Below are 26,056 nucleotides of genomic sequence, written 5' to 3' on the forward strand. Positions count from 1 at the left end.
CGCATTACCCAGCTTGAGCACAGGGCGCGGCCACGGCCGCGCCCGCCCGGCAATACGACACAGCAACAACAGCAACAACACACATACAAGGGGATGCCTGATGCGCATCGGGATAGGCGGCTTTCAGCACGAAACCAATACGTTCGCGCCTTCGCGCGCCACGTGGGAAGACTTTGCAGAAAAAGGCGGAGGCTGGCCCAAGCTGGTCAGCGGCCCCGCGATGTTTCAGGCAGTAGCGGGTGCGAACATCCCTGTTGCCGGCTTCATCGAAGCCATGGCGCAGCACACGCTCGTGCCCACCACCTGGGCCGCGGCCAGCCCCTCTGGCCTGGTCACCAAAGACGCGTTCGAACGCATCAGCGCAATGATCCTGCAAGGCCTGTCGGCGGCGATGCCGCTAGACGGCGTGTACCTGGATCTGCACGGCGCGATGGTCACCGAGCATCTGGATGACGGCGAAGGTGAACTGCTCAAACGCGTGCGCGAATTGGTAGGGCCCGATGTGCCTGTGGTGGCCAGCCTGGACTTGCACGCGAACGTCACGCGCAAGATGGTGAGCCACGCCGACGCGCTGGTTTGTTATCGCACGTATCCCCACATCGACATGGCCGAGACCGGGCAACGCGCCGCCGCGCTGCTGTCCCTGCGTCTGGCCGGCGTGCCGCGCCCTTACGCGGCGTTGCGCGCCCTGCCCTATCTGATTTCGCTGTGCTGGCAATCCACCGACATCGAACCGTCGCGCAGCCTGTATGCGCTGGTGGGCGAGATCGAAACCCGCGGCGCCACGAGCCTGTCTTTCGCCACCGGCTTTCCCGCGGCAGACTTCCCCGAATGCGCGCCCACCGTGTGGGCCTACGGCGCCACGCAAGCTGACGCCGATGCCGCCGCCGATGAAATGACGCGCGCCGTGTTGAACGCGGAACGCGACTTCGGCGGCAAGCTCTACACGCCCGACGAAGCCGTGCAGGAAGCCATGCGGCTGGCACGCGACGCCACGAAACCCGTCGTCATCGCCGACGCGCAAGACAACCCCGGCGCAGGGGGCAGTTCCGACACCACCGGCATGCTGCGAGCACTGATCCGGCACGATGCGCGCGACACGGCGATTGGTCTGATTGTTGACCCCGCCGCGGCGTTGGCCGCGCATCGTGCAGGCGTTGGAAACAAGGTCCGGATTGCACTAGGTGGACACTCGGGTATTCCCGACGACGAACCGCTGGACAGCGAATTCATCGTCGAGAAAACGTCAGACGGACGCTTCGATACGCACGGCGCGTTCTACCGCGGATTCCACATGGACCTGGGCCCCAGCGCATGCCTGCGCATCGGCGGCGTACGCATCATCGTCGCCTCTAACAAGGTGCAGATGGCCGACCAGGAAATGTTCCGATTCGCCGGTGTCGAACCCACGCGCGCAGCGATTCTGGTGGTGAAGAGTTCCGCGCATTTCCGTGCGGATTTCACGGCCATCTCGCACACGATCCTGGTGTGCGCCGCCCCTGGCTCCATGCTGATGGATGCGGCAAAACAACCATGGACACGGTTGCGTCCCGGCATCAGAATGGCGCCTTGCGGGCCGGTCTTTTCCGGCCTGCCCGCAACAGCCTGACCCTCGCACGCCGCCATCGAGCGGCGCGTTAACGACGTAGCGGCCGACCGTGCCGCTCACACCGCTTCAAGGGGAACCTTCATGCTCAAGTTTGTTCGAGCGGCCGCGCTGGCCGGTGCAACGCTGATGATGGCTCACGGCGCTTACGCCGAAACCGTCATCAAGTCTGTGATGCACTCGCCGTTGCGCTTGACCGACCCGCACGCCACCACCGCGTACATCACGACGTGGCACGGCTACATGATCTACGACACGTTGCTGGCCACCGATGCCGACAACAAGATCCAGCCCCAGATGCTTGAGAAGTGGGAAGTCTCGCCTGATGGCAAGACCTACACGATGACGTTGCGCGCCGGCCAGAAATGGCACGATGGCAAGCCCGTCACGTCCGAAGATTGCGTGGCGTCGATCAAGCGCTGGGCCGCGGGCGACGGCATGGGCCGCACCTTGTTGAAGTTCACCGACAAGATTGAAGTTATCGACGACAACAGCTTTCGCATCGTCATGAAGGAACCCACGGACCTGGCGTTGCGCGCCCTGTCCAAGCCCACCGGCACGGCGCCGTTCATGATGCCCAAGCGCATCGCCGAACAGGCCATCGGCCAGCCCATCACCGACATGACGGGCTCCGGCCCGTTCAAGGTGATCGAGTTCAAGCCGGGCGTGAAGACGGTGTACGCCAAGAACGCCGACTACGTGCCGCGCAAGGAACCCGCAAGCGGCCTGGCCGGCGGCAAGGTCGTGAACGTGGACAAGGTGGAATGGGACGTCATGCCTGATGCGCTCACGACCGCCAACGCGCTCTTGGGCGGCGAGATCGATTTCGTCGAACAGTTCCCGTATGACCTGCTGCCGATGATTGAAGGCAACCCGGACCTGAAGGAAGAATCGCTCAGCCCGGTCGGTTACTTCACGATGTACCGCTTCAACTTCAAGCACCCGCCGTTCAACAACAAGAAGATCCGTCAGGCCGCGATGTACGCAATCGGCCAGGAAGACGTGATGAAGGCGCTGGTCGGCAATCCGAAGTACTGGAAGACCTGCGCCTCGTTGTGGGGCTGCGGCACGCCGATGGAAAGCGATATCGGCAAGGACGTCGTCGTTCCGTCGAACATCGAAAAGGCCAAGGCACTGCTGAAGGAAGCGGGTTACGACAACACGCCCATCCTCGTCATGCACGCCACCGACGTGGGCACGCTGTCCGCGCAACCTGTGGTGATGGCGCAAGCGCTGCGCAAGGCGGGCTTTAACGTCAACCTGGCTGCAATGGACTGGCAAAGCGTGGCAACGCGCCGCGCCTCCAAGGCCGCACCGGCCGAAGGCGGCTGGAACATCCACAACACCAACTGGTACGCCACTGACGTGATGGACCCGGTGCGTTCCGCGCCCGCCGCCGCCAACGGCGACAACGCCTGGTTCGGCTGGCCCGACATGCCGCAAGTGGAAGAACTGCGCACGAAGTTCGCGCTGACTTCCGACCCCGCCGAGCAAAAGAAGATCGCCGACGAATTGCAGCGCATCGGCATCGATGAAGGCCTGTACGTGCCGCTGGGCCAGATGTCCGTGCCCACCGTCTACTCGACCAAGCTCTCCGGCCTGGTGCATGCACCGGTCTTTGCGTTCTGGAACGTCAAGAAAGCTCCGTAAAGGGGCAAGCAGTTCAGGGGGAAATACATGCTGGCATTTGTCTCACGCCGGCTCCTCGCGACCATCCCCGTTTTGGTGATGGTCGCGGTGGTGGTCTTCGCGATATTGCGTTTCAGCCCGGGCGACCCGGCCATCATCATGGCGGGCGACGGCGCCACGCCTGAACGTATCGTCCAGATACGGCAGACGATGGGCCTGGATCAACCGGTCATCAAACAGTTCTTCATCTGGGGCGGCAAGCTTCTGCAAGGCGACCTGGGCACCTCGCTCATGTCTGGCGTGCCGGTCACCAAACTGATCGCGCAGCGCCTGGAACCGTCGCTGAGCCTGGCGGTGCTGACCTTGGTCTTCACGCTGCTTGTGGCCATTCCGCTGGGCATCCTGGCGGCGTGGCGGCAAGGCAAGCTGCTCGACCGCGCCGTGATGGGCTTTTCAGTACTGGGCTTTTCCGTGCCGGTGTTCGTCACTGGCTACCTGCTGATCTGGCTGTTCGCCATCAAGCTGGGCTGGTTCAACGTGCAAGGGTATGCGCCGCTGGACAAGGGCTTCTGGCTCTATCTGCACCGGCTCATTCTGCCGTCGCTGGCCTTGTCCACGGTCTATGTGGCGTTGATTGCGCGCATCACGCGCACCAGCGTCATTGAGGTCATGGGCGAAGACTTCATCCGCACCGCCCGCTCCAAGGGCCTGGGTGAAACTGGCGTGCTGCTGGGCCATGCGCTGCGCAATGCGGCCGTCCCCATCGCCACCGTCGTGGGCCTGGGCATCGCGCTCTTGATCAGCGGTGTGGTCGTGACCGAATCGGTGTTCAACATCCCCGGCCTGGGCCGGCTGGTGGTGGAAGCCGTGCTGGCGCGTGACTACCCCGTCATTCAGGGCCTGACCCTGTTCTTCGCGTTCGTCTACGTGTTCATCAATCTGGTTGTCGATTGCGCCTACACGGTGTTCGACCCGCGCATCCGATACTAGGGAAGAGCCATGCACACGCCAACCGATGCCGCCGTGCAAGCGGCTGCCGACCTCCCCGGAGGCGGTAATCCTCACACTACCGCCTGGCGGCAAATCCGCCAGGGCCTGAAAAGCTGGCCGGTCATGCTGGCGCTGGTGGTGCTGGTCACCATCGTCGCCATCGCCGTGTTCGCGCCGCTGCTCGGCACGGTGGACCCCACCTTCATCAACCCGGGCGCACGCCTGAAGCAACCCTTCACCGACTACCTGTTCGGCACCGACGCCTTTGGCCGCGACGTCTGGTCGCGCGTGGCCTATGGCGCGCGCATCTCGCTGATTGCGGGCCTGGGCGCCGCCGTCGTCAGTGTGGTCATTGGCCTGGTCATCGGCGTCATCGCCGGCTGGTTCCGTTCGCTGGACGGGCTGATCATGCGCACGATGGACGCCATCATGGCCATCCCCGGCATCCTGCTGGCGATTGCCCTGGTGTCCGTTACCGGCGCCAGCATCACGACCGTGCTTGTCGCCATCACCATCCCCGAAATTCCGCGGGTGGTGCGGCTGGTGCGCGGGCAGATCCTGACGGTGCGCGGAGAGCCTTACGTTGAAGCCGCGCTGGCGCTGGGCACGCCGCTGCCGCTGCTGCTGTGGCGCCACATGGTGCCCAGCACCATCGCGCCGCTGACGGTGCAAGGCACGTACGTGTTCGCGTCGGCCATGCTGACCGAGGCCATCTTGAGCTTCCTGGGCGCGGGCATCCCGCCCGAGATCGCGTCCTGGGGCAACATCATGTCCGAAGGCCGCATGTACTTCCGCATGCTGCCCGGCCTGATTCTCTTTCCCGGCCTGTTCCTGTCGCTGACGGTGCTCAGCGTGAACATCCTGGGCGACGCCCTGCGCGATGCGCTGGACCCGAAAATGGTGCGCAGGATCTGATGCCGATGACCTACTCCCCTACTCCCCCTGCGGGCGATACCTCGTCCGCCATCCTGGCCATTCGCAACCTGTCGGTGGAAGTTGCTGGCGCGGGCAACCGCGTGGTGCGCAACCTGAGCCTGGACGTGCACGCCGGCGAAACGGTGTGCGTGGTTGGCGAATCCGGCTCCGGCAAATCGGTCACGTCGCTGGCCGTGATGGGCTTGCTGCCGCCGGGCATACTTTCCATCAGCGCGGGTTCCATCCGCGTCGAAGGCGAAGATGTGGCCACCGCGTCGCAGCGCCGCCTGCGCGAGATGCGCGCGACCCGCATGGCCATGGTGTTCCAGGAACCCATGACCGCGCTGAACCCCGTGCATACCGTGGGCAAGCAGGTTGACGAAGTGCTGCGCCTGCATCGCAAGCGCATGAGCGGCGCCGAACGCCGCGCCAAGGTGCTGGACATGTTCCGCTCGGTACACCTGCCGGATGTCGAACGCATCTTCGATGCGTATCCGCATCAGTTGTCGGGCGGGCAGCGCCAGCGCATCGTGATCGCGATGGCGCTGATTCTTGAACCCAAGCTGCTCATCGCCGACGAGCCCACCACCGCGCTGGACGTCACCACGCAAAAGCAGATTCTGGCGCTGATCAAGGAACTGCAAATCAAGCACAAAACAGCCGTGCTGTTCATCACGCACGACTTCGGCGTGGTGGCAGAGATTTCGGATCGCATCGTCGTGATGAATCGGGGCGACCTGATCGAAAGCGGCACCCGCAACGAAATCCTGGCTGAACCCAAGCAGTCGTACACGCGGCGTCTGGTGTCGTCCGTACCGAGCCTCGTGCCGATGCGGCGCGACGCGCCGGACGGCCAGCCGGTGCTGCACGTGAAGGGGCTGGGCCGCACTTATGGCGGCAAGAGCTCGCTGTTTTCACGCAAGGCCGCGCAGAACGTCATTGCGGCTACCGACGTCAACCTGACGCTGCGCAAAGGCGAAATCCTGGGCATCGTGGGCGAGTCCGGCTCGGGCAAATCCACGGTGGCGCGCTGCATCGTGCGCCTGATCGAGCCCACTGCCGGCCACATGATGATGGGCGGCGAAGACTTGAGCACGTTGTCCGGCTCGGCGCTGCGCCCCGTGCGCCGCCGCATCCAGATTGTGTTCCAGGACCCGTACCGTTCACTGAACCCGCGCCRCACGGTGGGTGAATCCATCATCGAAGGTTTGCTCAACTTCGGCATGCCGCGCGAGCAGGCGTTGAAACGCGCAGGCGAAACGCTGACCGTCGTGGGCCTGAGCCCCGACGCCATGCGGCGGTATCCCCACCAATTTTCGGGCGGCCAGCGCCAGCGCATCTGCATTGCGCGCGCACTTGTCATGGACCCGGAAATTCTGGTGGCCGACGAAGCCGTGTCCGCGCTGGACGTGTCTGTACAGGCGCAGGTGCTGGAACTGCTGGAGCAAGTGCGCCAGCGTACTGGCGTGGGCGTGCTGTTCATCACGCACGACTTGCGCGTGGCCGCGCAGATTTGCGACACCATCATGGTCATGCAGCGCGGCAAGGTGGTGGAAACCGGCTCCGCCGAAACGGTGCTGACCGAACCGCGCCACGAATACACCCGCGCCCTGATCGACGCCGCCCCCGGCCGCGACTGGGACTTCCGCAACTTCCAGCCCGTTGCGGCGACGTTGGCGCAGGCTGCCGCGCCAGCACCGTAGCGCCCTGACGCGCGTTGGCTTTCCCCGATCTGCCCTCATTCGCAACACTGGAACCGAGATGCCACAACCGCATGAATTGTCTGCCCAGGAACTGCTGCAAGCGTATCGCGACAAGACCCTCTCGCCCGTTGAAGCCACGCGCTCCGTGCTGGAACACATCGAGCGCTGGGAACCGCACCTGAAGGCCACCTACGCGCTGGACCCTGAAGGCGCGCTGGCAATGGCGCGCGCATCGGAAGCGCGCTGGATGAAGGGCGAGCCACAGTCGGCCGGCGGCTATTCGCTGGATGGCGTGCCCGCCACCATCAAGGAAAACATCGCCACCCGTGGCACGCCCGTGCCACTGGGCACGGCCGCCACCGACCTGACGCCGGCCGCCGCCGATGCGCCGCCGGCTGCCCGCATGCGCGAAGCGGGCGCGGTATTGCTGGGCAAGACCACCATGCCCGACTTCGGCATGCTGTCATCCGGCCTGTCCAGCTTTCATGCGCTGACGCGCAACCCCTGGGACCTGACGAAGAACCCGGGCGGCTCCAGCGCGGGCGCAGGCGCCGCGGCCGCCGCAGGTTACGGCCCGCTGCACATCGGCACCGACATCGGCGGCTCGGTCCGTCTGCCGGCCGCCTGGTGCGGCATCGCCACGCTCAAGCCCAGCCTGGGCCGCATTCCCATCGACCCGCCCTTCATGGGCCGCTGCGCCGGCCCCATGACCCGCACCATCACCGACGCCGCATTGATGATGGGCGTGCTGTCGCAGCCCGACGCGCGCGACCACATGAGCCTGCCCTTCCAGGACTTCGATTGGCTGAACCTGAACCAGGACGTGCGCGGTTTGCGCATCGGCCTGTTGATGGACGCGGGCTGCGGCCTGCCACTGGACCCGGAAGTGCGTGACGCCGTGCAGGCGGCCGCCCGCGCCTTCGAAGCCGCCGGCGCCATCGTGACGCCGATGCTGCCGTGGATGACCCCTGACATGCTCGAAGGCGTCGACCGCTTCTGGCGCACGCGCTCGGCCATCGACCTGGCCGCGCTGCCCGAAGCGCGCCGCGCCAAGATCCTGCCGTTCATCCGCACCTGGGCGGAAAGCGGTGGCGGCCAAAGCGGCGAGGCCGTGTTCCGCAGCTACTACGAAACGTTGAACGTGCGAGCCAAGACGGTTGCCGCCTGCGCGCCCTTCGATTACGTGCTGTCGCCCGTGGCCCCCGTGGTGGCGTACAACGCCGAATGGCCGTCGCCCACCAATGAAGTCGCCACCACCATGCACCATATCGGCTTCACGCTGCCCTTCAACATGAGCGAGCAGCCTGCGGCGTCCGTCAACTGCGGCTACACGAAAGCCGGCCTGCCCATCGGCCTGCAAATCGCTGGCGCCCGCTTCGACGACCTGGGCGTCCTGCGCGTGGCGCGCGCCTGGGAAGAGATGCGTCCCGAGCAGCAACCGTGGCCGCAGCCGCCCAAGAACTGACTTTCCACAGCAACCCACAGGAATTCCCATGCGTTGGCTATTGGCAATGATCAAGCACGAGACGAATACCTATTCGCCCGTGCCGACCCCGCTTGAACGCTTCTTCCGCGGCAGCCCCGACATCCTGGCTGGCGAACGCGCCATCAAGGCCTACGAGAACACCGATAGCGGACTGGGCGGCTATATCGAAGTGGCCCGCCGCGAGGGCGCAGAAATGGTCGTGCCCGTGGCGGCCGAGTCCTGGCCCAGCGGCCCCACCAGCGCCGACACGCACGAGCAGCTGTGCAAGCTGGTGCTGGACCAGGTGAAGCGGGGCGGCTTTGACGCCATCCTGCTGGACCTGCACGGCGCCATGGTCGCCGAAGGCGTGGAAGATGCAGAAGGCGACCTCTTGCGCCGTCTGCGCGAAATCGATCCGAAAACGCCTGTCGCCGTCACGCTGGACATGCACGCCAACATCTACGACGACATCGTCAACAACGCCACCGTCATCAGCGGCTTTCACACGTATCCGCACGTGGACATCCGCGAAGCGGGCGTGCGTGCGGCGAACGTTATCGTCCGCACGCTCAAGGGCGAGATCAAGCCCGTGATGAGCTGGGCCAACAAGCCGATGCTGCCGCACATCATGTGCCAAGGCACGCATGCCGCGCCCAATAAGCCTTTGCAGGAACGCTGCAAGGAACTGGAAGCGAATGGCGTGCTGGCGGCGTCCGTCTTCGTGGGTTTTCCGCATGCGGACATTCGCGAAGCGGGCATGAGCGCCGTCGTCTGTACGGACGGCAAGCTGGAAGACGCCCAGAAGTACCGCGACGAACTGCTGGAACGCGCCTGGGCCGGCCGCGCCGATTGGGTGTTTCACCCGGAGCCGCTCGCGCCCACCATCGCGCGCGCCAAGCAGATCGAGCAAGGCCCGGTTGTGTTGCTGGACCACTTCGACAACACCGGTTCCGGCGGCACCATGGACACCACTGCGGTGCTTGCCGAAGTGCTGCGCCAGGAACTGGACAACGTGGTGTTCTACGCCATCTGCGACCCGGAAGCCGCATTGCAAGCCGCGGCTGCGAGCGTGGGCAAGACCATTACCTTGAAGCTGGGCGGCAAGCTGCCCATGCCCGCCATCAAGCAACCCAGCGAACCGCTGGAAGTGACCGGCCGCGTCAAGCTGGTGTTTGACGGCGTGTATCTCAACCGCGGCCCGATGTACCGGGGCGTGCGTAACGACACGGGGCTTACCGTTGTCATCGACACGGGCCGCGTGGAAATCGTGGTGGTGTCGCGCCACCAGGAACCGTTCGATATCAATTGCCTGCTGTCGGCCGGCATCGACCCGCTGCAAAAGCGCTACGTGGTGTTGAAGAGCCGGGTGCATTGGCGCGCGGGCTTCTCGGCGATGGCCACCGAAGTCATCGAATGCACGGGCGTGGGCGTCACCACCTCCGACTACAGCCAGCTGGATTTCAAGCACGTGCGCCGGCCCATCTACCCGCTGGACCCGCTCTGATCTTCGGCTGAAAAGCCGGATTGTCGACAAAAAGGCCGGCGTCCTACGCCGGCCTTTCATTTTGAAATCTTCGGTAACTGCGCGCACGCTTCCCGGTAGGCGTGCCTCGGTATACTCCGGCGCGGGCCCTTACAGCCCGATGAATAACGTGTATACCGGCAGCCGCCCCTGGCGATCAGGACGCGACGGCGCAATGCGCCAGTCTGCCGGATATGACTCGATAATCAACGAAAAAAGCACAACGATGAAAAAGAGCGTAGCGATCACCCTCGGCGTGGTCATTGTGGGAGCGGGAAGCTGGATAGGCGCCACGTGGTACACCGGCAAACGGATCGAGGAAAGCTCGCAGCGCCATCTGGCCGAAGCGAACGAAAAACTGGCGAAGCTGACGCCCTTGTTCGGTTTGCGCATTGACCAGTTGAAGTACGAGCGCAGCCTCTTCTCGACCCAGGCTCGCTACGGCCTGTCGCTGATAAAGAACGACAAGAGCCTGGACGCCATGCCGGCCGGCATGATTGAGTTCGACGCCGTCATTGAACACGGCCCGTTCCCCAAGACCGCGTTGTCGCGCGGCGCCGTTGCGCCCAAGCTGGCGTACGTGCACGCCGAAATCGCCAAGACCGACAACCTGAAGGAAGTGTTCGCACTGACCAAAGACATCTCGCCGCTGATCAGCGACGCGATGGTCAGCTACAGCGGCACTACCTCGTCCACCTCCAAGATTGCGCCGGTGTCGACGACGGTGCAAAACAACACGATCGACTTCAGCGGCATGGTGATCACGGGCACGTTTGACCGCTCGCTGGAAGCCGTCACCGCGCACGGCGTGATGGACAAGCTGGCCATCGACGGCACGAAGAGCAACGACCCGGTCGTCATGGCCATCACCGGCATGACGATGGACGTCAACAGCCGCATGGGCAAGTTCGGCGTGTCGATGGGCGATTCCGACATCAAGATCAAGCGCATCGACGTCACGAAGAAGTCGGATGACATGAAGGTGTCGCTGGATAACTTCGGCTACGGCGTGAAGCTGTCCGAAGACGACAAGTCGATCAACGTGCAAGCCGCCTACCAAACGGGCGACATCACGGTAAACGACGTGCCGCTGGGTAACGGCCAGGCCGTGATCAAGCTGGCCAAGCTGGACGGCCAGGCCGTCAAGACCCTGTCCGACACGTACAACCAGCTGATGCGCCAGTACATGGCGCACACCGAAGACGAAGGTCTGAAGGACGAGCAGGTTGAAGCGATGCTGGACAGCGCCGGCAAGCTGCTGGCGGGCAACCCGTCGTTCAGCATCGACCCCTTGAGCTGGAAGACCGCCAAGGGCGAAAGCAAGCTGAACTTCACGCTGGACCTGGCCAACCCGCCTGACGTCAAGAACCTGACGCCGCAGGAAATTGCGGTCAAGGCCATCAAGCGCATCGACGCCACGCTGATCATTTCCAAGCCGATGGTGCAGGACCTGGTCACGCAGTACGCCATCAAGAAGGAAGGCATTGCCGCCGATCAGGCCGCCAAGGACGCCGACGAAACCGTGCGCCAGATGTCGGGCATGGCCGAAATGTTCAACGTGGGCAAGAACGACGGCGACAACATCGTCGGCAAGTTCACGTTCGCGGACGGCATGGGCAACCTGAACGGCAAGGAAATTCCGGCGGACGAGTTGTTCAGCGGCCTGCTGGGCGCAGCCGGCATGGGCTCGATGGACCACGACGACGAAGACGAATCCATGCCCGGCATGGGCCAGGACGAGCCGGCCGACGGCGCCACGCCTGCCCTGCCCGGCGTGATGCAGGACTTCAACCTGGACACCGTCAGCAGCCTGCTGGACGACATGGGCTACACGGTCAACAAGACCGACGGTGACCAAGGCCCCGTGCTGGTGCTGGACGCTGGCACCACCGGCGCCAGCGATCTGCGCCTGGAATTCCTGTGCAACGACTTCACCGAGAAGTGCCTGGACCTGGTGATGACCGCCACGTACAAGACCAAGAAGCCGGTGACGCTGAAGGCCATCAACAGCTGGAATCAGGAATACCGCTGGACGCGCGCCTACCTGGACGACAAGAACCAGGCCGTGCTGCAGATGGACATGAACGCAGAAGGCGGGATCGGCAAGGACAACCTGCAAATCCTGTTGAACACCTTCATCAGCATCGCTGAAGACTTCAACGACGTCGCCAAGGGCGCATCGGCCAAGTAAGCCTGCCGCGCCAGGGCCACCACCTGGCGCATCGCTCGGCCCCAAAGAAAAACCCCCATCAATTGCTGATGGGGGTTTTTTATTGCCTGAAAGCTAAAGCTAAAGCTGAAGCGCGTGCGCTTATGCGTAGGCTTCGATCGGCAGGCAGGCGCAGACCAGGTTGCGGTCGCCGTAGGCGTTGTCCACACGGCCCACCGGCGGCCAGTACTTGGCCTCGCGCAGCGACGCCACCGGGTAGGCGGCCTGCTGGCGCGGGTAGTCGTGCAGCCATTCTTCGGCCAGCAGCATCTGGGCGGTGTGCGGCGCGTTCTTCAGGACGTTGTCTTCGCGATCGCGTTCGCCACGTTCGACCTGGGCGATTTCCTCGCGGATCGAAATCATCGCGTCGATGAAGCGGTCCAGTTCGGCGACGCCTTCGGATTCCGTCGGCTCGACCATCAAGGTGCCCGCCACCGGGAAGCTCATCGTCGGCGCGTGGAAACCGTAGTCCATCAGGCGCTTGGCGATGTCTTCGGCGCTGATGCCGCTGGTTTCCTTCAACGGACGCACGTCCAGGATGCACTCGTGCGCCACACGGCCGTTACGGCCCGCGTACAGCACCGGGTAGTGGTCACGCAGGCGGGTCGCGATGTAGTTGGCGTTCAGGATGGCGACTTCGGTGGCGCGGCGCAGGCCGTCGGCGCCCATCAGCGCGATGTACACGTACGGAATCGGCAGGATGCCGGCCGAACCGAACGGCGCGGCCGAGACCGGGCCAACCTTCGCGTCGCCGGGCAGCTTGCCCTGCTCGTTCACCACGCCCGGCAGGTACGGCGCCAGGTGGGCGCGCACTGCCACGGGACCCACGCCGGGGCCGCCGCCGCCGTGCGGGATGCAGAAGGTCTTGTGCAGGTTCAGGTGCGACACGTCCGAGCCGAACTTGCCGGGCTGGGCCACGCCGACCATCGCGTTCATGTTGGCGCCGTCCAGGTAGACCTGGCCGCCCGCCTGGTGAACCAGATCGCAGATCTCGGTGACGGCTTCTTCGAACACGCCGTGCGTGGACGGGTACGTGATCATCAGCGCGGCCAGCTTGTCGCCAACCTGTTCGATCTTGGCGCGCAGGTCAGCCAGATCCACGTTGCCGTTGGAATCCGACGCCACCACCACGACGTCCATGCCGGCCAGTTGCGCCGACGCGGGGTTGGTGCCGTGCGCCGACGACGGGATCAGGCAGACGTTGCGCTGATGCTGGCCGTTGGCTTGGTGATAGCCGCGAATCGCCAGCAGGCCGGCGTATTCGCCTTGCGCGCCCGAGTTGGGTTGCAGGCTGATGTTGTCGTAGCCGGTGATTTCGCACAGCGCGGCGGACAGGCGGTCGATCAGCTCGTTGTAGCCCTGGCTTTGCGACGCGGGCGCAAACGGGTGGATCAACGCGAACTCGGGCCACGTGATCGGGATCATCTCGGCCGTGGCGTTCAGCTTCATCGTGCACGAACCCAGCGGGATCATCGTGCGGTCCAGCGCCAGGTCCTTGTCGGCCAGCTTGCGCAGGTAGCGCAGCATGTCGGTTTCGGATTGCACGCTGGAGAACACCGGGTGCTTCAGGATGGCGCTTTCGCGGGCAACCGATGCGGGGATACCGCTGGCGGCGGCGGCGTCCAGGGCGTCGATGTCGAGTTCGACATCATCACGCTCCAGGCCGGCGGCGAACACGTTGACCAGCGCTTGCAGGTCGGCGACGGTCACGGTTTCGTCCAGCGACACGGCCAGGCGCGCGCCGTCAACACGGCGCAGGTTGATGTGTTCGCACTCGGCGGCCGTCAGGATGGCCGGGGTGGCGGGGCCGGTTTCCAGCAGCAGCGTGTCGAAGAACGTGTTGTTCACAACCTTCACGCCCAGCTTCACCAGTTCGGCGCGCAGGATGGCGGTGCTGCGCTGCACGCGCTCGGCAATGCGGCGGATGCCGGCCGGGCCGTGCCACACGGCGTACATGCCCGCCATCACGGCCAGCAGCACTTGCGCCGTGCAGATGTTGGACGTGGCCTTCTCGCGGCGGATGTGCTGTTCGCGCGTTTGCAGCGCCAGACGCATCGCCGGGTTGCCTTGCGCGTCTTTCGACACGCCGACCAGACGGCCGGCCATGTTGCGCTTGAAGGCGTCCTTGCAGGCCATGAAGCCCGCGTGCGGGCCGCCAAAACCGAACGGCACGCCAAAGCGCTGGGCCGAACCGATGGCGATGTCGGCGCCCCACTCGCCCGGGGCGGCCAACAGGGCCAGCGCCAGCAGGTCGGTGGCGCACGCGACGACCGCGCCTTGCGCGTGGGCGGCTTCCGCCAGCTTGCGGTAGTCGGACACGGAACCGGTGCTGTGCGGGTATTGCAGCAGCACGCCAAAGCACTCGGGCAGGCCTTCGGCTTCGTCGCCGACGGTGATCTCGATGTCCAGGCCTTCGGCGCGCGTACGCACGACTTCGATGGTCTGCGGATGCACATGGCGCGAGATGAAGAACACCGGGCTTTGCGACTTGGCGCCACGGCGGGCCAGCGTCATGGCTTCGGCGGCGGCGGTGCTTTCGTCCAGCAGCGAGGCGTTGGAGATGTCCAGCCCGGTCAGGTCGGCGACCATGGTCTGGTAGTTCAGCAGGGCTTCAAGACGGCCCTGCGAGATTTCCGGCTGATACGGCGTGTAGGCCGTGTACCAGGCGGGATTCTCAAGAATGTTGCGCAGCACGACGTTGGGCGTCTGCGTGCCGTAGTAACCCTGGCCGATGTAATTGCGGAAGACCTTGTTGCGGCCCGCGATCTGCTTCAGCTCGGCCAGCACGTCGGTTTCGCTGCGCGAGGGCGGCAGCGCCAGCGGGGCCTGGCTGCGGATCTTCGGGGGCACGACTTCTTCGATCAGGGCGTCCAGGCTGGAGCTGCCAATGACCTTGAGCATGGCGGCCTGGTCGGCGTCAGAAGGGCCGATGTGGCGGGGAATGAAGTCGGTATGGGTGTCTAGGGCGCGCGACATGGGGGAATCTCGGGGTGGTGATGCAGGTTGCGAGGCTGGCGCGCCATACGGGCGGCGGGCCAGCCTCGAAACGGCTTAGCCGTTGGCGACAGCTTCGTAGCCGGCAGCGTCCAGCAGCTTGTCGGCATCCGCGGCGTTGACCGGCTTGATCTTGAAGATCCAGGCGGTGAAGGCCGATTCGTTGATCAGGTTGGGGTTGTTTTCCAGCTCTTCGTTGAAGGCGACGATTTCGCCAGCGACGGGTGCGTAGATGTCGGATGCGGCCTTGACCGATTCAACGACGCCGGCGGTTTCGCCCGCGTTCAACTTGGCGCCAACCTTCACGTCGCCAACGAAGACCAGATCGCCCAATTGATCCTGGGCGGTGTCGGTGATGCCGACGACGAACACGTCGCCTTCAGCTTTGACCCATTCGTGGGACGAGGTGTACTTGCGATCGGTGGGCAGACTCATGGGAACTCCTGAGGGAATGCGGGTAGATGAATGGTGTTGCGCGCCTCGCGCGGGCGGCGCGTGCCCGGACCGGGCAGGCGGCTCGCGCGAAGCTTCGAGTTTACGAGTGTTCGACGGCTTTGCCGTTACGGACGAAAGGCAGCTTGCAGACCAGGGCGGGCACCCATTTGCCGCGGATGTCGACCTCGACGGTATCGCCCGGACGCACGCCTTGCGGCAGGCGGGCAAAGCCGATCGACACGCCCAGCGTGGGCGACATGGTGCCGCTGGTGAGTTCGCCCGTGCCGGCCGGCGTGCGCACGGCCATGTGGGCGCGCATCACGCCGCGCTCTTGCAGCTTCAGGCCGATGAAGGTGGCGGGGGTGGCGAATTGTTCAAGGGCGTCGCGGCCGATGAAACGGCGCTCGGCGTTCTTCAGCGACACGGTCCAGGTCAGGCCGGCTTGATCGGGCTGGGTCAGCTCGTCCATGTCTTGGCCGTACAGGTTCATGCCGGCTTCCAGGCGCAGCGTATCGCGCGCGCCCAGGCCCGCCGGTCGCACGCCTTGCGCAACCAGGTCGCGCCACAGCTGCACGACTTCGGTCGCGGGCAAAACGATTTCAAAGCCGTCTTCGCCGGTGTAGCCGGTGCGGGCCACGAGCGTGTCGCCGTCAACGCGGGCTGCGACAAACGGGGTCAGCGCTTCGGTGGCGGCTTGCCATGCCGGGCGCGCGGCCCAGACCTTGGCGCGAGCGTTGGGGCCTTGCACGGCCACCATGGCCAGATCGCGGCGCGCGGCGATGGTGACGTCGAACTGGCCAGCCTGCTTCACGCGCTGCATCCAGGCGATGTCTTTGTCGGCCGTGCCGGCGTTGACCACCACGCGCCATTCGTCGGCGGCGAAGAAATAGATGATCAGGTCGTCGATGACGCCGCCTTGCGGGTTCAGCATGCAGCTGTACAAGGCCTTGCCAGGCACAGTCAGCTTGGACACGTCATTGGCGACCAGGCGTTGCAGGAAGGCGAAGGCGTCGGGGCCGGTGACGTCAACGTTCAGCATGTGCGACACATCGAACATGCCGGCGTCCTGGCGCACCGCGTGGTGCTCCTCGAGCTGCGAGCCGTAGGCCAAGGGCATATCCCAGCCGCCGAAATCGACCATTCGGGCGCCGGAGGCGATATGTTCTTCGGCCAGCGGGGTGCGTTTGAGGGTTGCGGACATGCGCGGAAACTCCGGGACGGCAATCTTTGCCAGGGTTACGGAATGCCGGTCGTGACAAGCGGACTGCGCCCGCACGGCTACGGCTGAATCTTCCGCCCCTCTGTCCTTTTGCCTGAGAGTTGCCCCGCGTGGCGGGTTTGCACCTTCGGCGCCTGGGCTGCGCGATATGTCCCTTGTTCGAGGGTCGGCGCCAGGTCTCTCCAGAGTACTGTTTTGCCGCATCCACACGGTGAAAAACCGGGACGGGGCAAGCATGTGCGGTATCGGTTACCTGAGCGATTCTGGGCGAATTGCGCCTTCGGCGGCGGCTGATTCGTGGAAACAGCCGCTCTCTCCCGCAAACATGCATGACAGCGGCGAAAGCATACAACGAAAGCCTTGCGCCGAAAACCGAAAAATCAAGCGCGCTACCCCAGCGCGGTATCCAGCAGCATCATCAAAACAAAGCCCAACATCAGCCCGCAGGTGGCGTAGACCTCGTGCCCCTTGCGATGGGATTCGGGAATGATTTCATGGCTGATGACAAACAACATGGCCCCCGCGGCAAAGCCCAGGCCCCATGGCAGCATGGTCGCCGAAAACCCCACGATGGCCGCCCCCAGCACGGCGCCCAGCGGTTCAACCAGCCCCGACAACATGCCCAGCGCCACGGCGAACGCGCGTTTGTAGCCGGCCGCCAGCAGCGCCACCGCCACCACCAGCCCTTCGGGAATGTCCTGAATGGCGATACCCGTGGCCAATGCGGTGCCGCGCACGGGGTCGCTACCCGCATACCCCACGCCAATCGCCAGGCCTTCGGGCAGGTTATGCAACGTGATCGCAAACACGAACAGCCAGGTGCGGCGCAGCCGGTGCGCCTCGATGCCTTCCCGGCCCTTGATGAAGTGTTCGTGCGGCAGGGTGCGGTCCATGATCAGCAGCACGCCCGCGCCCAGCAAGATGGCGGCGCCCACCGTCAGCCCCGCGCCCCACGGCCCCATGCCTTGCGTTTCGGCGGCGGCAATACCGGGGGCCACCAGCGAAAACGCGCTGGCCGCCAGCATCACGCCCGCGCCGAAGCCGAACATGCTGTCCTGGACTTTCTGCGGAATGGTGCGGGCGAAGAGAATGGGCAAGGTGCCCAGCGCGGTCGCGCCAGCGGCGACCAGCCCCCCTAACAGCGCGTCAGCCACGTGCGGCGCATGCTCGTCCAGATACACCCAGAGCTGATGCAGCGCCAGGCAGGACACCATGACGGCAAGCGTCCACACGCTGATGCTCGTGGCCGCAGGCCGCACGCGATGACGGCTGAAAGTGTTCATAGGGCCGCTACCCTCCTTCAGAGAGATAGGCTTAGCCCTTCGCGGCCGCGTAGCGGCGAGCCACTTCGGGCCAGTTCACGACATTGTAGAAAGCGCCGATGTATTCAGGACGGCGGTTCTGGTATTTCAGATAGTAGGCGTGTTCCCAGACATCCAGGCCCAAAATCGGCGTATTGCCGTGCATCAGCGGGCTGTCCTGGTTGGCGCTGCTTTCCACCACCAGCTTGCCGGCGGGCGTTACCGAGAGCCAGGCCCAGCCGCTGCCAAAGCGGGTCAGCGCCGCCTTGGTGAAGGCGTCGCGAAAGGCAGCCAGGCCGCCCAGTTCCGATTCAATCGCCGCGGCCAGCGCGCCGTCGGGCTCGCCGCCGCCTTCGGGCGACATCACCGACCAGAACAGGCTGTGGTTGGCATGGCCGCCGCCGTGGTTGCGGACCGCGCCGCGTATGGCTTCGGGCAATTGGTCCAGGCGGGCCACCAGGGCTTCGACGGGTTCGTCAGTGCTGAGGCCGGCGCCATCCAGCGCGGCGTTCAGGCTGGTCACATAGGTTTGATGATGCTTGCTGTAGTGGATCTCCATCGTCATCGCGTCAATGTGAGGCTCCAGGGCGTCATAAGCGTACGGCAGGGTCGGAAGGGTATAGGCCATGCATGTCTCCGTGGGACTCGCCCTCCCGATGGAGAGGCAATAGTCGATATCGAAAACATAAATGATATGTATTTTTATTTGATATCACAATGGGATTGTTTCAATTCGAGCCAACGGAATGCGCGATGCGCCCGGGCGCCGGGTCCATCCCGCCCGCCCCTCGCCCCCTGCTTACACCGCTTTCCCGCAGGCCACGCCCGAGGCCCAGGCCCACTGGAAGTTGTAGCCGCCCAGCCAGCCGGTCACGTCGACCGCTTCGCCGATGAAATACAGGCCGGGGGTGGTCTTGGCCTGCATGGATTTCTGGTCCAGCCCGCGCGTATCCACACCGCCGCGCATCACTTCGGCCTTCTTGTAGCCAGCGGTGCCGCTGGGCACGAGCGACCATTGATGGATGTCTTGCGCCAGTGCGCGCAGCGTTTTGTCGGGCGCATCCGCCAGACGTAATGCCGCCAGGCCGGGCTTGCCGCCCTGCTCTGCCAGATGCAGCCAGCGGTCGGCCAGCCGTTTGGGCCACAGGCCCGCCAGCACGGTATGCACCTGCTGGCGGTTACCGGATTTTGACGCCAGCAGCTCTTCGGCCAGATCGCGGCCGGGCGCCAGGTCGATCACGATGGGTTCGCCGGGCTTCCAGTAGCTGGAAATCTGCAAGATCGCCGGGCCTGACAAGCCCCGATGCGTGAACAGCAGGTCTTCCAGGAATTCTCCGCGCGTCTTGCCCTGCCCCGTGTGCAGGCCCACTTCCAGCGCCACGCCCGATAGTTCGGACATGGGCTGCCATTGCACGGGGTCAAACGTCAGGGGCACCAGCGCCGGCCGGGGTTCGACCACCTTCAGGCCGAACTGGCGCGCAATCTTCAGGCCGAAGTCGGTGGCGCCCAACTGCGGAATCGCCATGCCGCCGGTAGCCACCACCAGCTTGGCCGCGCGGATCACGCCCTGGCCGGTGCGCAGTTCAAAGCCCTGCTCGCCGTGGCCGATCTCGGCCACTGAGCAGCCCATGCGCCATTGCACATTGCCCGCGTCGCACTCGGCGCGCAGCATGTCGATGATGGATTCGCTGGAATCGTTGCAGAACAGCTGGCCGCGATGCTTCTCGTGCCAGGCGATATGGTGGCGCTTCATCAGCGCCAGAAAGTCCTGCGGCGTGTAGGCCGACAGGGCCGAGCGGCAGAAATGCGGATTGTCGGACAGGAAGTTGGCGGGTCCGGCCCCGATGTTGGTGAAGTTGCAGCGGCCACCACCGGAAATGCGGATCTTCTCCGCCAGGCGCTCGGCGTGGTCGACCAGCACCACGCGCAAGCCGCGCTGACCGGCGACCGCTGCACACATCATGCCAGCGGCGCCGGCGCCGAGTACGGCTACATCAAACATCGAAACTCCAGACCCGCCGGGCCTTATTCTTCAATCAGGCAATCAACGTAGTAGCGCTTCTCGCCATCGGGACCCGGTTCGTCGGCCAGGCCGTGAATGTAGGTTTCGAAGCCCGGGAAGCGCTCGTTGAATTCGCGCGCGAATTGCAGGTACTGCACGATGGTGCGGTTAAAGCGTTCGCCCGGAATCAGCAGCGGAATGCCCGGGGGATACGGCGTCAACAGCACGCCCGTCACGCGGCCTTCCAGCTTGTCGATGTCCACGCGTTCGACTTCGCGGTGCGCCATGCGGGCAAAGGCGTCCGACGGCTTCAGCGCCGGCACCATGTCGCTCAGGTACATCTCGGTGGTCAGGCGGGCGACGTCGCGCGCACGGTAGGCTTCGTGGATTTCCTGGCACAGATCGCGCAGGCCCATGCGCTCGTAGCGGCGATGCACGCGGCAGAAGTCCGGCAGGATGCGCCACAGCGGCTGGTTGCGGTCGTAGTCGTCCTTGAACTGCTGCAAGGCGGTCAACAGCGTGTTCCAGCGGCCCTTGGTGATGCCGATGGTGAACAGGATGAAGAACGAATACAGGCCGGTCTTTTCCACCACCACGCCGTGCTCGGTCAGGTACTTGGACACCAGCGCAGCCGGAATGCCGGTTTCGCCGAAGCTGCCCGACATGTCCAGCCCCGGGGTGATGACCGTGGCCTTGATCGGGTCCAGCATGTTGAAGCCTTCGGCCATTTCGCCGAAGCCGTGCCAGTGGTCGTTGGCTTCCAGAATCCACTCGTCGCGGTTGCCGATGCCTTCGGACACCAGACGGTTCGGGCCCCAGACCTTGAACCACCAGTCGTTCTTGCCGAATTCCGATTCCACCTTGCGCATGGCGCGGCGGAAGTCCAGCGCTTCGCGGATGCTTTCCTCGACCAGCGCGGTGCCTCCGGGCGGCTCCATCATGGCGGCGGCCACGTCGCACGACGCGATGATCGCGTACTGCGGCGAGGTCGACGTGTGCATCAGGTACGCCTCGTTGAAAACGTTGCGGTCCAGTTTGCGGGTCTCGGATTCCTGCACGATGATCTGCGAGGCCTGCGAAATACCGGCCAGCAGCTTGTGCGTGGAGTGCGTGGCAAACACCATCGCGTCCTGGCTGCGCGGGCGGTCCTGGCCAATCGCGTGCATGTCCGTGTAGAACTCGTGGAACGACGCGTGCGGCAGCCACGCTTCGTCAAAGTGCAGCGTGTCGATGTAGCTGCCGAGCTGTTCCTTGATCATTTCCACGTTGTAGATGACGCCGTCATACGTGCTTTGCGTCAGCGTCAGGATGCGCGGATTCTTGTTCACCGCTTCGCGTGCGAAGGGGTTGGCTTCGATCTTCTTGCGGATGTTGTCCGGGTGGAATTCTTCCAGCGGGATCGGGCCGATGATGCCCAGGTGGTTACGCGTGGGGCGCAGGAACACCGGGATCGCGCCCGTCATCGTAATGGCGTGCAGGATCGACTTGTGGCAGTTGCGGTCCACCACCACGACGTCGCCAGCCGCAACGTTGGCGTGCCACACCACCTTGTTCGACGTCGACGTGCCGTTGGTCACGAAGAAGCAGTGATCGGCATGGAAGATGCGCGCGGCGTTCAGTTCGGACTCGGCGATGGGGCCGGTGTGGTCCAGCAACTGGCCCAGTTCGTCCACGGCGTTGCAGACGTCGGCGCGCAGCATGTTCTCGCCGAAGAATTGGTGGAACATGCGGCCCACCGGGCTCTTCAGGAACGCCACGCCGCCCGAGTGCCCGGGGCAGTGCCAGGAATACGAACCGTCTTGCGCGTACTTGACCAGCTCGCGGAAGAACGGCGGCGGCAGCGAATCCACGTAGCTGCGGGCTTCGCGGATGATGTGGCGCGCCACGAATTCGGGGGTGTCCTCGAACATGTGGATGAAGCCGTGCAGTTCGCGCAGGATGTCGTTCGGAATGTGTTCCGACGTGCGCGTCTCACCGTACAGATAGATGGGGATATCGGCGTTGCGAAAGCGCAGCTCGCCGATGAACATGCGCAGGTTCTTGATTGCGCTGGCCACGTCCTCGGGCGAATCCACGTCGAACTCTTCATCGTCGATCGACAGGATGAAGGCGCTGGCGCGGCTTTGCTGTTGCGCGAACGAACTCAGGTCGCCATAGCTGGTCACCCCGATCACCTCGACGCCCTCGGCCTCGATTGCAGCTGACAAGGCACGAATACCCAAACCGGACGCGTTCTCCGAACGGTAGTCCTCGTCGATGATGAAAATGGGGAAGCGGAATTTCATGCAGGCGCTCCTGGGGGCAAGGCGGGATCGGACGCGGTTCGCAGCCCGAATGTACTTCTAGTAAAAATCCGCCTGATGACAGACGGCGCGAGCACCCGCCGGGAAGCGGGAATGGCGGAATTGTAGGGCTGTTTTTCTTACAGTCCTACGGGAAATCCCCAGAAGGCATGCACAGCCGTTGTCATCGCGCCAAAAGCGGGCGCTTTCAGCACAGAGACAACGGCGCCGGGGGGAGCAAACCTAGCGGATGGTGCGGGCTTCGCCGGTCTGCAAGGCGGTGGTGAACTGCTCGAAGTAGGCGGGGATGGACTCGGTGGCCCCGTCCCGGATGCGCCGCTCGATCTTGGCGATGGCGCCAAAACAGACTTCGGAGCCGGGGTCGCCACATACCAGCACAACCGGGTCTTCGTCGTCGCACACCTCGTACAAGCCGCCATGCGCGCGGCGTCCGACCTCGTACAGGTAGGCGGCGGCGCCAACGGTTTGCATGGGGGTCAGAGGCAAGGTCCCAAGGTGGGCGGCCTCTAGCGCGTCGTCCAGCGCATGGACACTGGACAGGGAGTAGTCCAGCACGGCGCCGGTTGTCCCGGCGGCATCGACAAAGTCTTGCGCAGCGTCTGCCACTCTGGCGACGAAGGCTTCCTGCACTTCGTCGAGATTGGCGTCCTGGTTTATCTTGAGGAAACCGAACATCGTTGGCTCCTTTGTGAAAACCGCAAGCGGCAATAGCCCCATTATAGGCAAGCGCCCCCCGCCTATACTGCCCAAACCGCCCAACCGTTCCGTATTCCCAACACTCTCAGACCATGCCCATACCGCTTGTCAGACGTCTGACCGCCCCGGATGCCGCGCCCCTGCGTCAATTGCGCCTGGACGCGCTGGTGGAAACACCCGAATCGTTCGGATCAAGTTACGAAGAGGAACACACGCTGACACTGGAGGACATCCGGGGGTGGATCACGCCGCTGGATGATGGCGCGATGTTTGGCGTGTTCGTCGATGACGCCCTGGCTGGCATGGTCGGCGTGGGCCGTCAGCGCAAGCTGAAGATGCGCCACAAGGCGCACGTCTGGAGCATGTATGTGGCGCCCACCCATCGCGGACGCGGGCTGGGCCGGCTGCTGATGCATGCGGCCATCGCCCATGCCCAAACCATGCGCGGCATCCGCCAGGTGCAGCTAAGCGTCACCGCCAACAACACCGCGGCCACGGCGCTGTACGCCAGCCTGGGCTTTGTCGAATATGGCCGCGAACGCGAAGCGCTGTGCGTGAACGACGCGCTCTACGACGAAACACTGATGGCGCTGGCGCTGGCCGGCAAGTAGGCGGCGGCGCGTTGATGGCGGCTGGCGCTGGCCGGCAAGTAGGCGGCGGCGCGTTGATGGCGGGTGGGGAAACTCAGACCGCTGACGACCAGCGGCGAAAACTCAGGCCGTTGCCGCCCGGCTGCGAAGACTCACGCCGCTGCCGCCCGGCTGCGGCGCGCGCCATACGCGCACACCTGGTTGCGGCCGCCGTCCTTGGCTTTGTAAAGCGCCTGGTCGGCCGCCTTGATTACCGCGTCCGGCGCGCGCAAGGCGTCGCCGCGTTCCGCCACGCCAATGCTGACCGTGACCCGCAACGGCCGTGAATTGCGTCCGCCGCGTCCGCCCCGGCGGCGCAGGCCGACCTGGTCCGCCTTGGGCCGCGCGGGTTTGTCGCGCAAGCGCATCTGATAGGCCTCGATGGCGCGCCGCACCGTTTCCAGATGCGGCATGCTTTCGGCGGCGGTCTTGCCCGGGAACACCAGCGTGAACTCTTCGCCGCCATATCGGTACGCCTGCCCGCCGCCCGGCACACGGCGCAGTTGCGACGCCACCATGCGCAGCACCTGATCGCCCACGTCGTGTCCGTGCGTGTCGTTGAACGCCTTGAAGTGATCCACGTCGGCCATCGCCAACGTGTAGACGCGGCCCATGCGTTGCAGGCGTTCGTTCAGCGCGCGCCGGCCCGGCAGGCCGGTCAGCTCGTCGCGAAACGCCATGTGGAAACCTTCGTGCGCCAGCGAGATGCACAGCGCCGTCAGCGCAGCGGCCGACATCAACGCCAGTTCAATGGGATGTTCCGCGCCACGCGGCAAGGCCCAGGCCATGCAGACAAAGCCCAGCCATTGGCCCGCCTGCTGCGGGCGCCCATAGCGCAACAGCAACAAGGTCAATGTGAGGCCCGTCACCAGCAGCGCCGCAAGCGCTTCGACGGGCACGCCCAGGCGCGCAAGCTTGCCCTGCAACGCCATGGTGCCAAACACATCGGTCAGGCCATCCTTGCCAATAAGCGCAATCGCCGCCACGCCCACCGCCATCAGCGCGATGCGCAGCACCATGTCGAGCCACATGCTGGACCGCTCGGACCAGAGCGCATTGATTGTGTACGCCAACGACCACCACGCCAGCGCGGGCCCCAAGGCCCACGGCGCTTCCCGTGCGAGCGTTGGCCAGATGGCGGTGGCGGCCAGCACGCATAGCATCAGCGCCATCGTCTGCKAGCGTTGGTACATCAGGCAGATCGCCGCGCCGATCAGCGCCATCACCCACGGCACGAACGGCACGATCAGCGTCAACGCGGGCGGCCATTCACGCCACAGCATGAGGCCGACCGCGGCGGCCACTGGCAGCGCGGGATAAAACAACAGGGGCAGCCAGGGAATATGGGGGTAACGCACGGGTCGGGGCCTTGCTCAGCTTGCAGAGATGACGTCGCCAAATCGGCAAACACATATATTCTTTTTACGGTTGCGCGTAGCGGTTTCTTTAGCCGCCTTGTTTATCCGCTTTGTTTAGCCGCTTTGTTTAGCCCACTTCTTTGGCCGCAAGCCGCACACCCCCTGGCGTGGCGCCCGTGATATGTTTTTGTCCCGTCCATAGGAATGATTCCGAAGGAAAGACCCCATGCAGCTCCTGGTCAATATCGATGTGCCCGATCTTGAACACGCCGTCGACTTTTACGCCCGCGCATTCGGCTTGACGCTGCATCGGCGGCTGGGTCCGAAGGCTGCGGAAATGCTTGGGGCAAGCGCTCCCATCTACCTGCTGGAAAAAGCCGCAGGCACGCCCGCCGCCAGCGCAACGGGCCAGACGCGCGACTACGCGCGCCACTGGACGCCCGTGCATCTGGACGTGGTGGTGGAAGACGTGGACCTTGCGGTCAGCCAGGCCGTGGCGGCGGGCGCCCGCTTGGAAGACCCGGCGTCCACACACGCCTGGGGCCGCATCGCGCACCTGAGCGACCCCTACGGCCACGGCATCTGCATCCTGCAATTCCTGGGCCGGGGCTATGACGAGCTGGCGGATAACGGCTTGCGGTTCCAAGCGGTATCCGATGCCGATTTCGATGCGCTGGCGGACTTGCGCATCGAGGCCATGCGCGACAGCCTGCAACGGCTGGGCCGCTTTGATCCTGAACGCGCCCGCTCGCGGCTACGCAGCACCTTCCGGCCCGAACACACCTGGTGGATCGAACACAGCGGAAAACGGGTGGGGTTTTATGCCCTGCGGCCAGACGGCGAGGGCTTGCGGCTGGACCATCTGTACATCACGCCCGCGGCGCAAAGCGCAGGCCTGGGCAGCCAGGTCATGCAAAGGATTCTGCAAGACGCCGACAGCCAGGGGCTGCCGGTGTCCGTCGGCGCGTTGCGGGACAGCGATTCGAACCGCTTCTACCGCCGGCACGGATTCATCCAGACCGGCGAAAGCGAATGGGACATCGACTACCTGCGCCCCGCCCCCGCGCCACAACGCTAAGG

Annotated in this window: 19 protein-coding genes and 2 riboswitches; of the genes, 10 read left to right on the plus strand and 9 right to left on the minus strand. The window is 64.7% G+C overall.

Annotated elements, in window-relative coordinates; all coding sequences use genetic code 11:
- Window positions 1-100 precede the first annotated feature (100 nt).
- The 8 genes from AC1DB0_RS24180 (at window position 101) to AC1DB0_RS24215 (ending at window position 12,021) form a co-directional block, all read left to right on the plus strand.
- The gene (locus AC1DB0_RS24180) at window positions 101-1,609 is read left to right on the plus strand and encodes a M81 family metallopeptidase (RefSeq protein ID WP_427949682.1); all 1,509 of its coding nucleotides are present in this window, start codon (window positions 101-103) and stop codon (window positions 1,607-1,609) included.
- 81 nt (window positions 1,610-1,690) lie between these two features.
- Window positions 1,691-3,256, plus strand: a complete 1,566-nt coding sequence (locus AC1DB0_RS24185) for an ABC transporter substrate-binding protein (protein WP_054423184.1) — start codon at window positions 1,691-1,693, stop codon at window positions 3,254-3,256.
- A gap of 27 nt (window positions 3,257-3,283) precedes the next feature.
- Window positions 3,284-4,225, plus strand: a complete 942-nt coding sequence (locus tag AC1DB0_RS24190; protein WP_054423185.1) for an ABC transporter permease — start codon at window positions 3,284-3,286, stop codon at window positions 4,223-4,225.
- A gap of 9 nt (window positions 4,226-4,234) precedes the next feature.
- Window positions 4,235-5,140, plus strand: coding sequence for an ABC transporter permease (locus AC1DB0_RS24195; protein WP_175170928.1), 906 nt, complete (start codon window positions 4,235-4,237; stop codon window positions 5,138-5,140).
- A gap of 5 nt (window positions 5,141-5,145) precedes the next feature.
- Window positions 5,146-6,843 (plus strand): ABC transporter ATP-binding protein, encoded by a 1,698-nt coding sequence (locus AC1DB0_RS24200; protein WP_476758756.1) that lies wholly within the window; start codon window positions 5,146-5,148, stop codon window positions 6,841-6,843.
- A 58-nt stretch (window positions 6,844-6,901) separates the two neighbouring features.
- Window positions 6,902-8,308, plus strand: a complete 1,407-nt coding sequence (locus AC1DB0_RS24205) for an amidase (protein WP_054423188.1) — start codon at window positions 6,902-6,904, stop codon at window positions 8,306-8,308.
- Window positions 8,309-8,336: 28 nt separating this feature from the next.
- The gene (locus AC1DB0_RS24210; RefSeq protein ID WP_476758113.1) at window positions 8,337-9,812 is read left to right on the plus strand and encodes a M81 family metallopeptidase; all 1,476 of its coding nucleotides are present in this window, start codon (window positions 8,337-8,339) and stop codon (window positions 9,810-9,812) included.
- A gap of 244 nt (window positions 9,813-10,056) precedes the next feature.
- A complete protein-coding gene (locus AC1DB0_RS24215) occupies window positions 10,057-12,021 on the plus strand; it encodes a DUF945 family protein (RefSeq protein ID WP_476758114.1) in 1,965 nt (654 codons plus the stop codon).
- A gap of 120 nt (window positions 12,022-12,141) precedes the next feature.
- Here the strand turns inward: AC1DB0_RS24215 and gcvP are convergent, their stop codons facing one another.
- The 8 genes from gcvP to AC1DB0_RS24255 form a co-directional block, all read right to left on the minus strand.
- Window positions 12,142-15,015 (minus strand): aminomethyl-transferring glycine dehydrogenase, encoded by a 2,874-nt coding sequence (gene gcvP, locus AC1DB0_RS24220; protein ID WP_175170931.1) that lies wholly within the window; start codon window positions 15,013-15,015, stop codon window positions 12,142-12,144.
- Between the two features lie 75 nt (window positions 15,016-15,090).
- Window positions 15,091-15,468, minus strand: coding sequence for a glycine cleavage system protein GcvH (gcvH, locus tag AC1DB0_RS24225; protein WP_054423192.1), 378 nt, complete (start codon window positions 15,466-15,468; stop codon window positions 15,091-15,093).
- A 100-nt stretch (window positions 15,469-15,568) separates the two neighbouring features.
- Window positions 15,569-16,669 (minus strand): glycine cleavage system aminomethyltransferase GcvT, encoded by a 1,101-nt coding sequence (gene gcvT / locus AC1DB0_RS24230; RefSeq protein ID WP_175170932.1) that lies wholly within the window; start codon window positions 16,667-16,669, stop codon window positions 15,569-15,571.
- A gap of 90 nt (window positions 16,670-16,759) precedes the next feature.
- Window positions 16,760-16,883: riboswitch (glycine riboswitch) on the minus strand.
- A 34-nt stretch (window positions 16,884-16,917) separates the two neighbouring features.
- A riboswitch (glycine riboswitch) is annotated at window positions 16,918-17,017 on the minus strand.
- A gap of 59 nt (window positions 17,018-17,076) precedes the next feature.
- Window positions 17,077-17,970, minus strand: coding sequence for a ZIP family metal transporter (locus AC1DB0_RS24235; protein WP_342066222.1), 894 nt, complete (start codon window positions 17,968-17,970; stop codon window positions 17,077-17,079).
- 31 nt (window positions 17,971-18,001) lie between these two features.
- Entirely contained in the window at window positions 18,002-18,616 is a 615-nt protein-coding gene (locus tag AC1DB0_RS24240; protein WP_391565615.1) for a superoxide dismutase, read from the minus strand.
- A gap of 171 nt (window positions 18,617-18,787) precedes the next feature.
- Window positions 18,788-19,990, minus strand: coding sequence for a BaiN/RdsA family NAD(P)/FAD-dependent oxidoreductase (locus AC1DB0_RS24245; protein ID WP_054423196.1), 1,203 nt, complete (start codon window positions 19,988-19,990; stop codon window positions 18,788-18,790).
- Between the two features lie 23 nt (window positions 19,991-20,013).
- A complete protein-coding gene (locus AC1DB0_RS24250; RefSeq protein WP_054423197.1) occupies window positions 20,014-22,275 on the minus strand; it encodes an arginine/lysine/ornithine decarboxylase in 2,262 nt (753 codons plus the stop codon).
- Window positions 22,276-22,515: 240 nt separating this feature from the next.
- Entirely contained in the window at window positions 22,516-22,968 is a 453-nt protein-coding gene (locus AC1DB0_RS24255; protein ID WP_054423198.1) for a hypothetical protein, read from the minus strand.
- A 113-nt stretch (window positions 22,969-23,081) separates the two neighbouring features.
- Here AC1DB0_RS24255 and AC1DB0_RS24260 point away from each other — a divergent pair, with 113 nt between their 5' ends.
- Complete coding sequence (locus AC1DB0_RS24260) at window positions 23,082-23,600, plus strand: GNAT family N-acetyltransferase (protein ID WP_346551554.1); 519 nt, start codon at window positions 23,082-23,084, stop codon at window positions 23,598-23,600.
- Between the two features lie 131 nt (window positions 23,601-23,731).
- Here the strand turns inward: AC1DB0_RS24260 and AC1DB0_RS24265 are convergent, their stop codons facing one another.
- A complete protein-coding gene (locus tag AC1DB0_RS24265) occupies window positions 23,732-24,976 on the minus strand; it encodes a GGDEF domain-containing protein (RefSeq protein WP_476758757.1) in 1,245 nt (414 codons plus the stop codon).
- A 226-nt stretch (window positions 24,977-25,202) separates the two neighbouring features.
- On the opposite strand from AC1DB0_RS24265, the gene AC1DB0_RS24270 reads away from it, so the two are divergent.
- Window positions 25,203-26,054 (plus strand): GNAT family N-acetyltransferase, encoded by an 852-nt coding sequence (locus AC1DB0_RS24270; RefSeq protein WP_476758115.1) that lies wholly within the window; start codon window positions 25,203-25,205, stop codon window positions 26,052-26,054.
- Window positions 26,055-26,056 lie beyond the last annotated feature (2 nt).

It is taken from the genome of Achromobacter sp. 10T422 (assembly GCF_056394065.1).

What these genes read in the sequence shown, in the direction of transcription:
- AC1DB0_RS24180 (WP_427949682.1), top strand. Translation starts at nt 101, where the DNA reads ATGCGCATCGGGATAGGCGGCTTTCAGCACGAAACCAATACGTTCGCG.
- AC1DB0_RS24185 (WP_054423184.1), top strand. Translation starts at nt 1,691, where the DNA reads ATGCTCAAGTTTGTTCGAGCGGCCGCGCTGGCCGGTGCAACGCTGATG.
- AC1DB0_RS24190 (WP_054423185.1), top strand. Translation starts at nt 3,284, where the DNA reads ATGCTGGCATTTGTCTCACGCCGGCTCCTCGCGACCATCCCCGTTTTG.
- AC1DB0_RS24195 (WP_175170928.1), top strand. Translation starts at nt 4,235, where the DNA reads ATGCACACGCCAACCGATGCCGCCGTGCAAGCGGCTGCCGACCTCCCC.
- AC1DB0_RS24205 (WP_054423188.1), top strand. Translation starts at nt 6,902, where the DNA reads ATGCCACAACCGCATGAATTGTCTGCCCAGGAACTGCTGCAAGCGTAT.
- AC1DB0_RS24210 (WP_476758113.1), top strand. Translation starts at nt 8,337, where the DNA reads ATGCGTTGGCTATTGGCAATGATCAAGCACGAGACGAATACCTATTCG.
- AC1DB0_RS24215 (WP_476758114.1), top strand. Translation starts at nt 10,057, where the DNA reads ATGAAAAAGAGCGTAGCGATCACCCTCGGCGTGGTCATTGTGGGAGCG.
- gcvP (WP_175170931.1), bottom strand. Translation starts at nt 15,015, where the DNA reads ATGTCGCGCGCCCTAGACACCCATACCGACTTCATTCCCCGCCACATC.
- gcvH (WP_054423192.1), bottom strand. Translation starts at nt 15,468, where the DNA reads ATGAGTCTGCCCACCGATCGCAAGTACACCTCGTCCCACGAATGGGTC.
- gcvT (WP_175170932.1), bottom strand. Translation starts at nt 16,669, where the DNA reads ATGTCCGCAACCCTCAAACGCACCCCGCTGGCCGAAGAACATATCGCC.
- AC1DB0_RS24235 (WP_342066222.1), bottom strand. Translation starts at nt 17,970, where the DNA reads ATGAACACTTTCAGCCGTCATCGCGTGCGGCCTGCGGCCACGAGCATC.
- AC1DB0_RS24240 (WP_391565615.1), bottom strand. Translation starts at nt 18,616, where the DNA reads ATGGCCTATACCCTTCCGACCCTGCCGTACGCTTATGACGCCCTGGAG.
- AC1DB0_RS24245 (WP_054423196.1), bottom strand. Translation starts at nt 19,990, where the DNA reads ATGTTTGATGTAGCCGTACTCGGCGCCGGCGCCGCTGGCATGATGTGT.
- AC1DB0_RS24250 (WP_054423197.1), bottom strand. Translation starts at nt 22,275, where the DNA reads ATGAAATTCCGCTTCCCCATTTTCATCATCGACGAGGACTACCGTTCG.
- AC1DB0_RS24255 (WP_054423198.1), bottom strand. Translation starts at nt 22,968, where the DNA reads ATGTTCGGTTTCCTCAAGATAAACCAGGACGCCAATCTCGACGAAGTG.
- AC1DB0_RS24260 (WP_346551554.1), top strand. Translation starts at nt 23,082, where the DNA reads ATGCCCATACCGCTTGTCAGACGTCTGACCGCCCCGGATGCCGCGCCC.
- AC1DB0_RS24270 (WP_476758115.1), top strand. Translation starts at nt 25,203, where the DNA reads ATGCAGCTCCTGGTCAATATCGATGTGCCCGATCTTGAACACGCCGTC.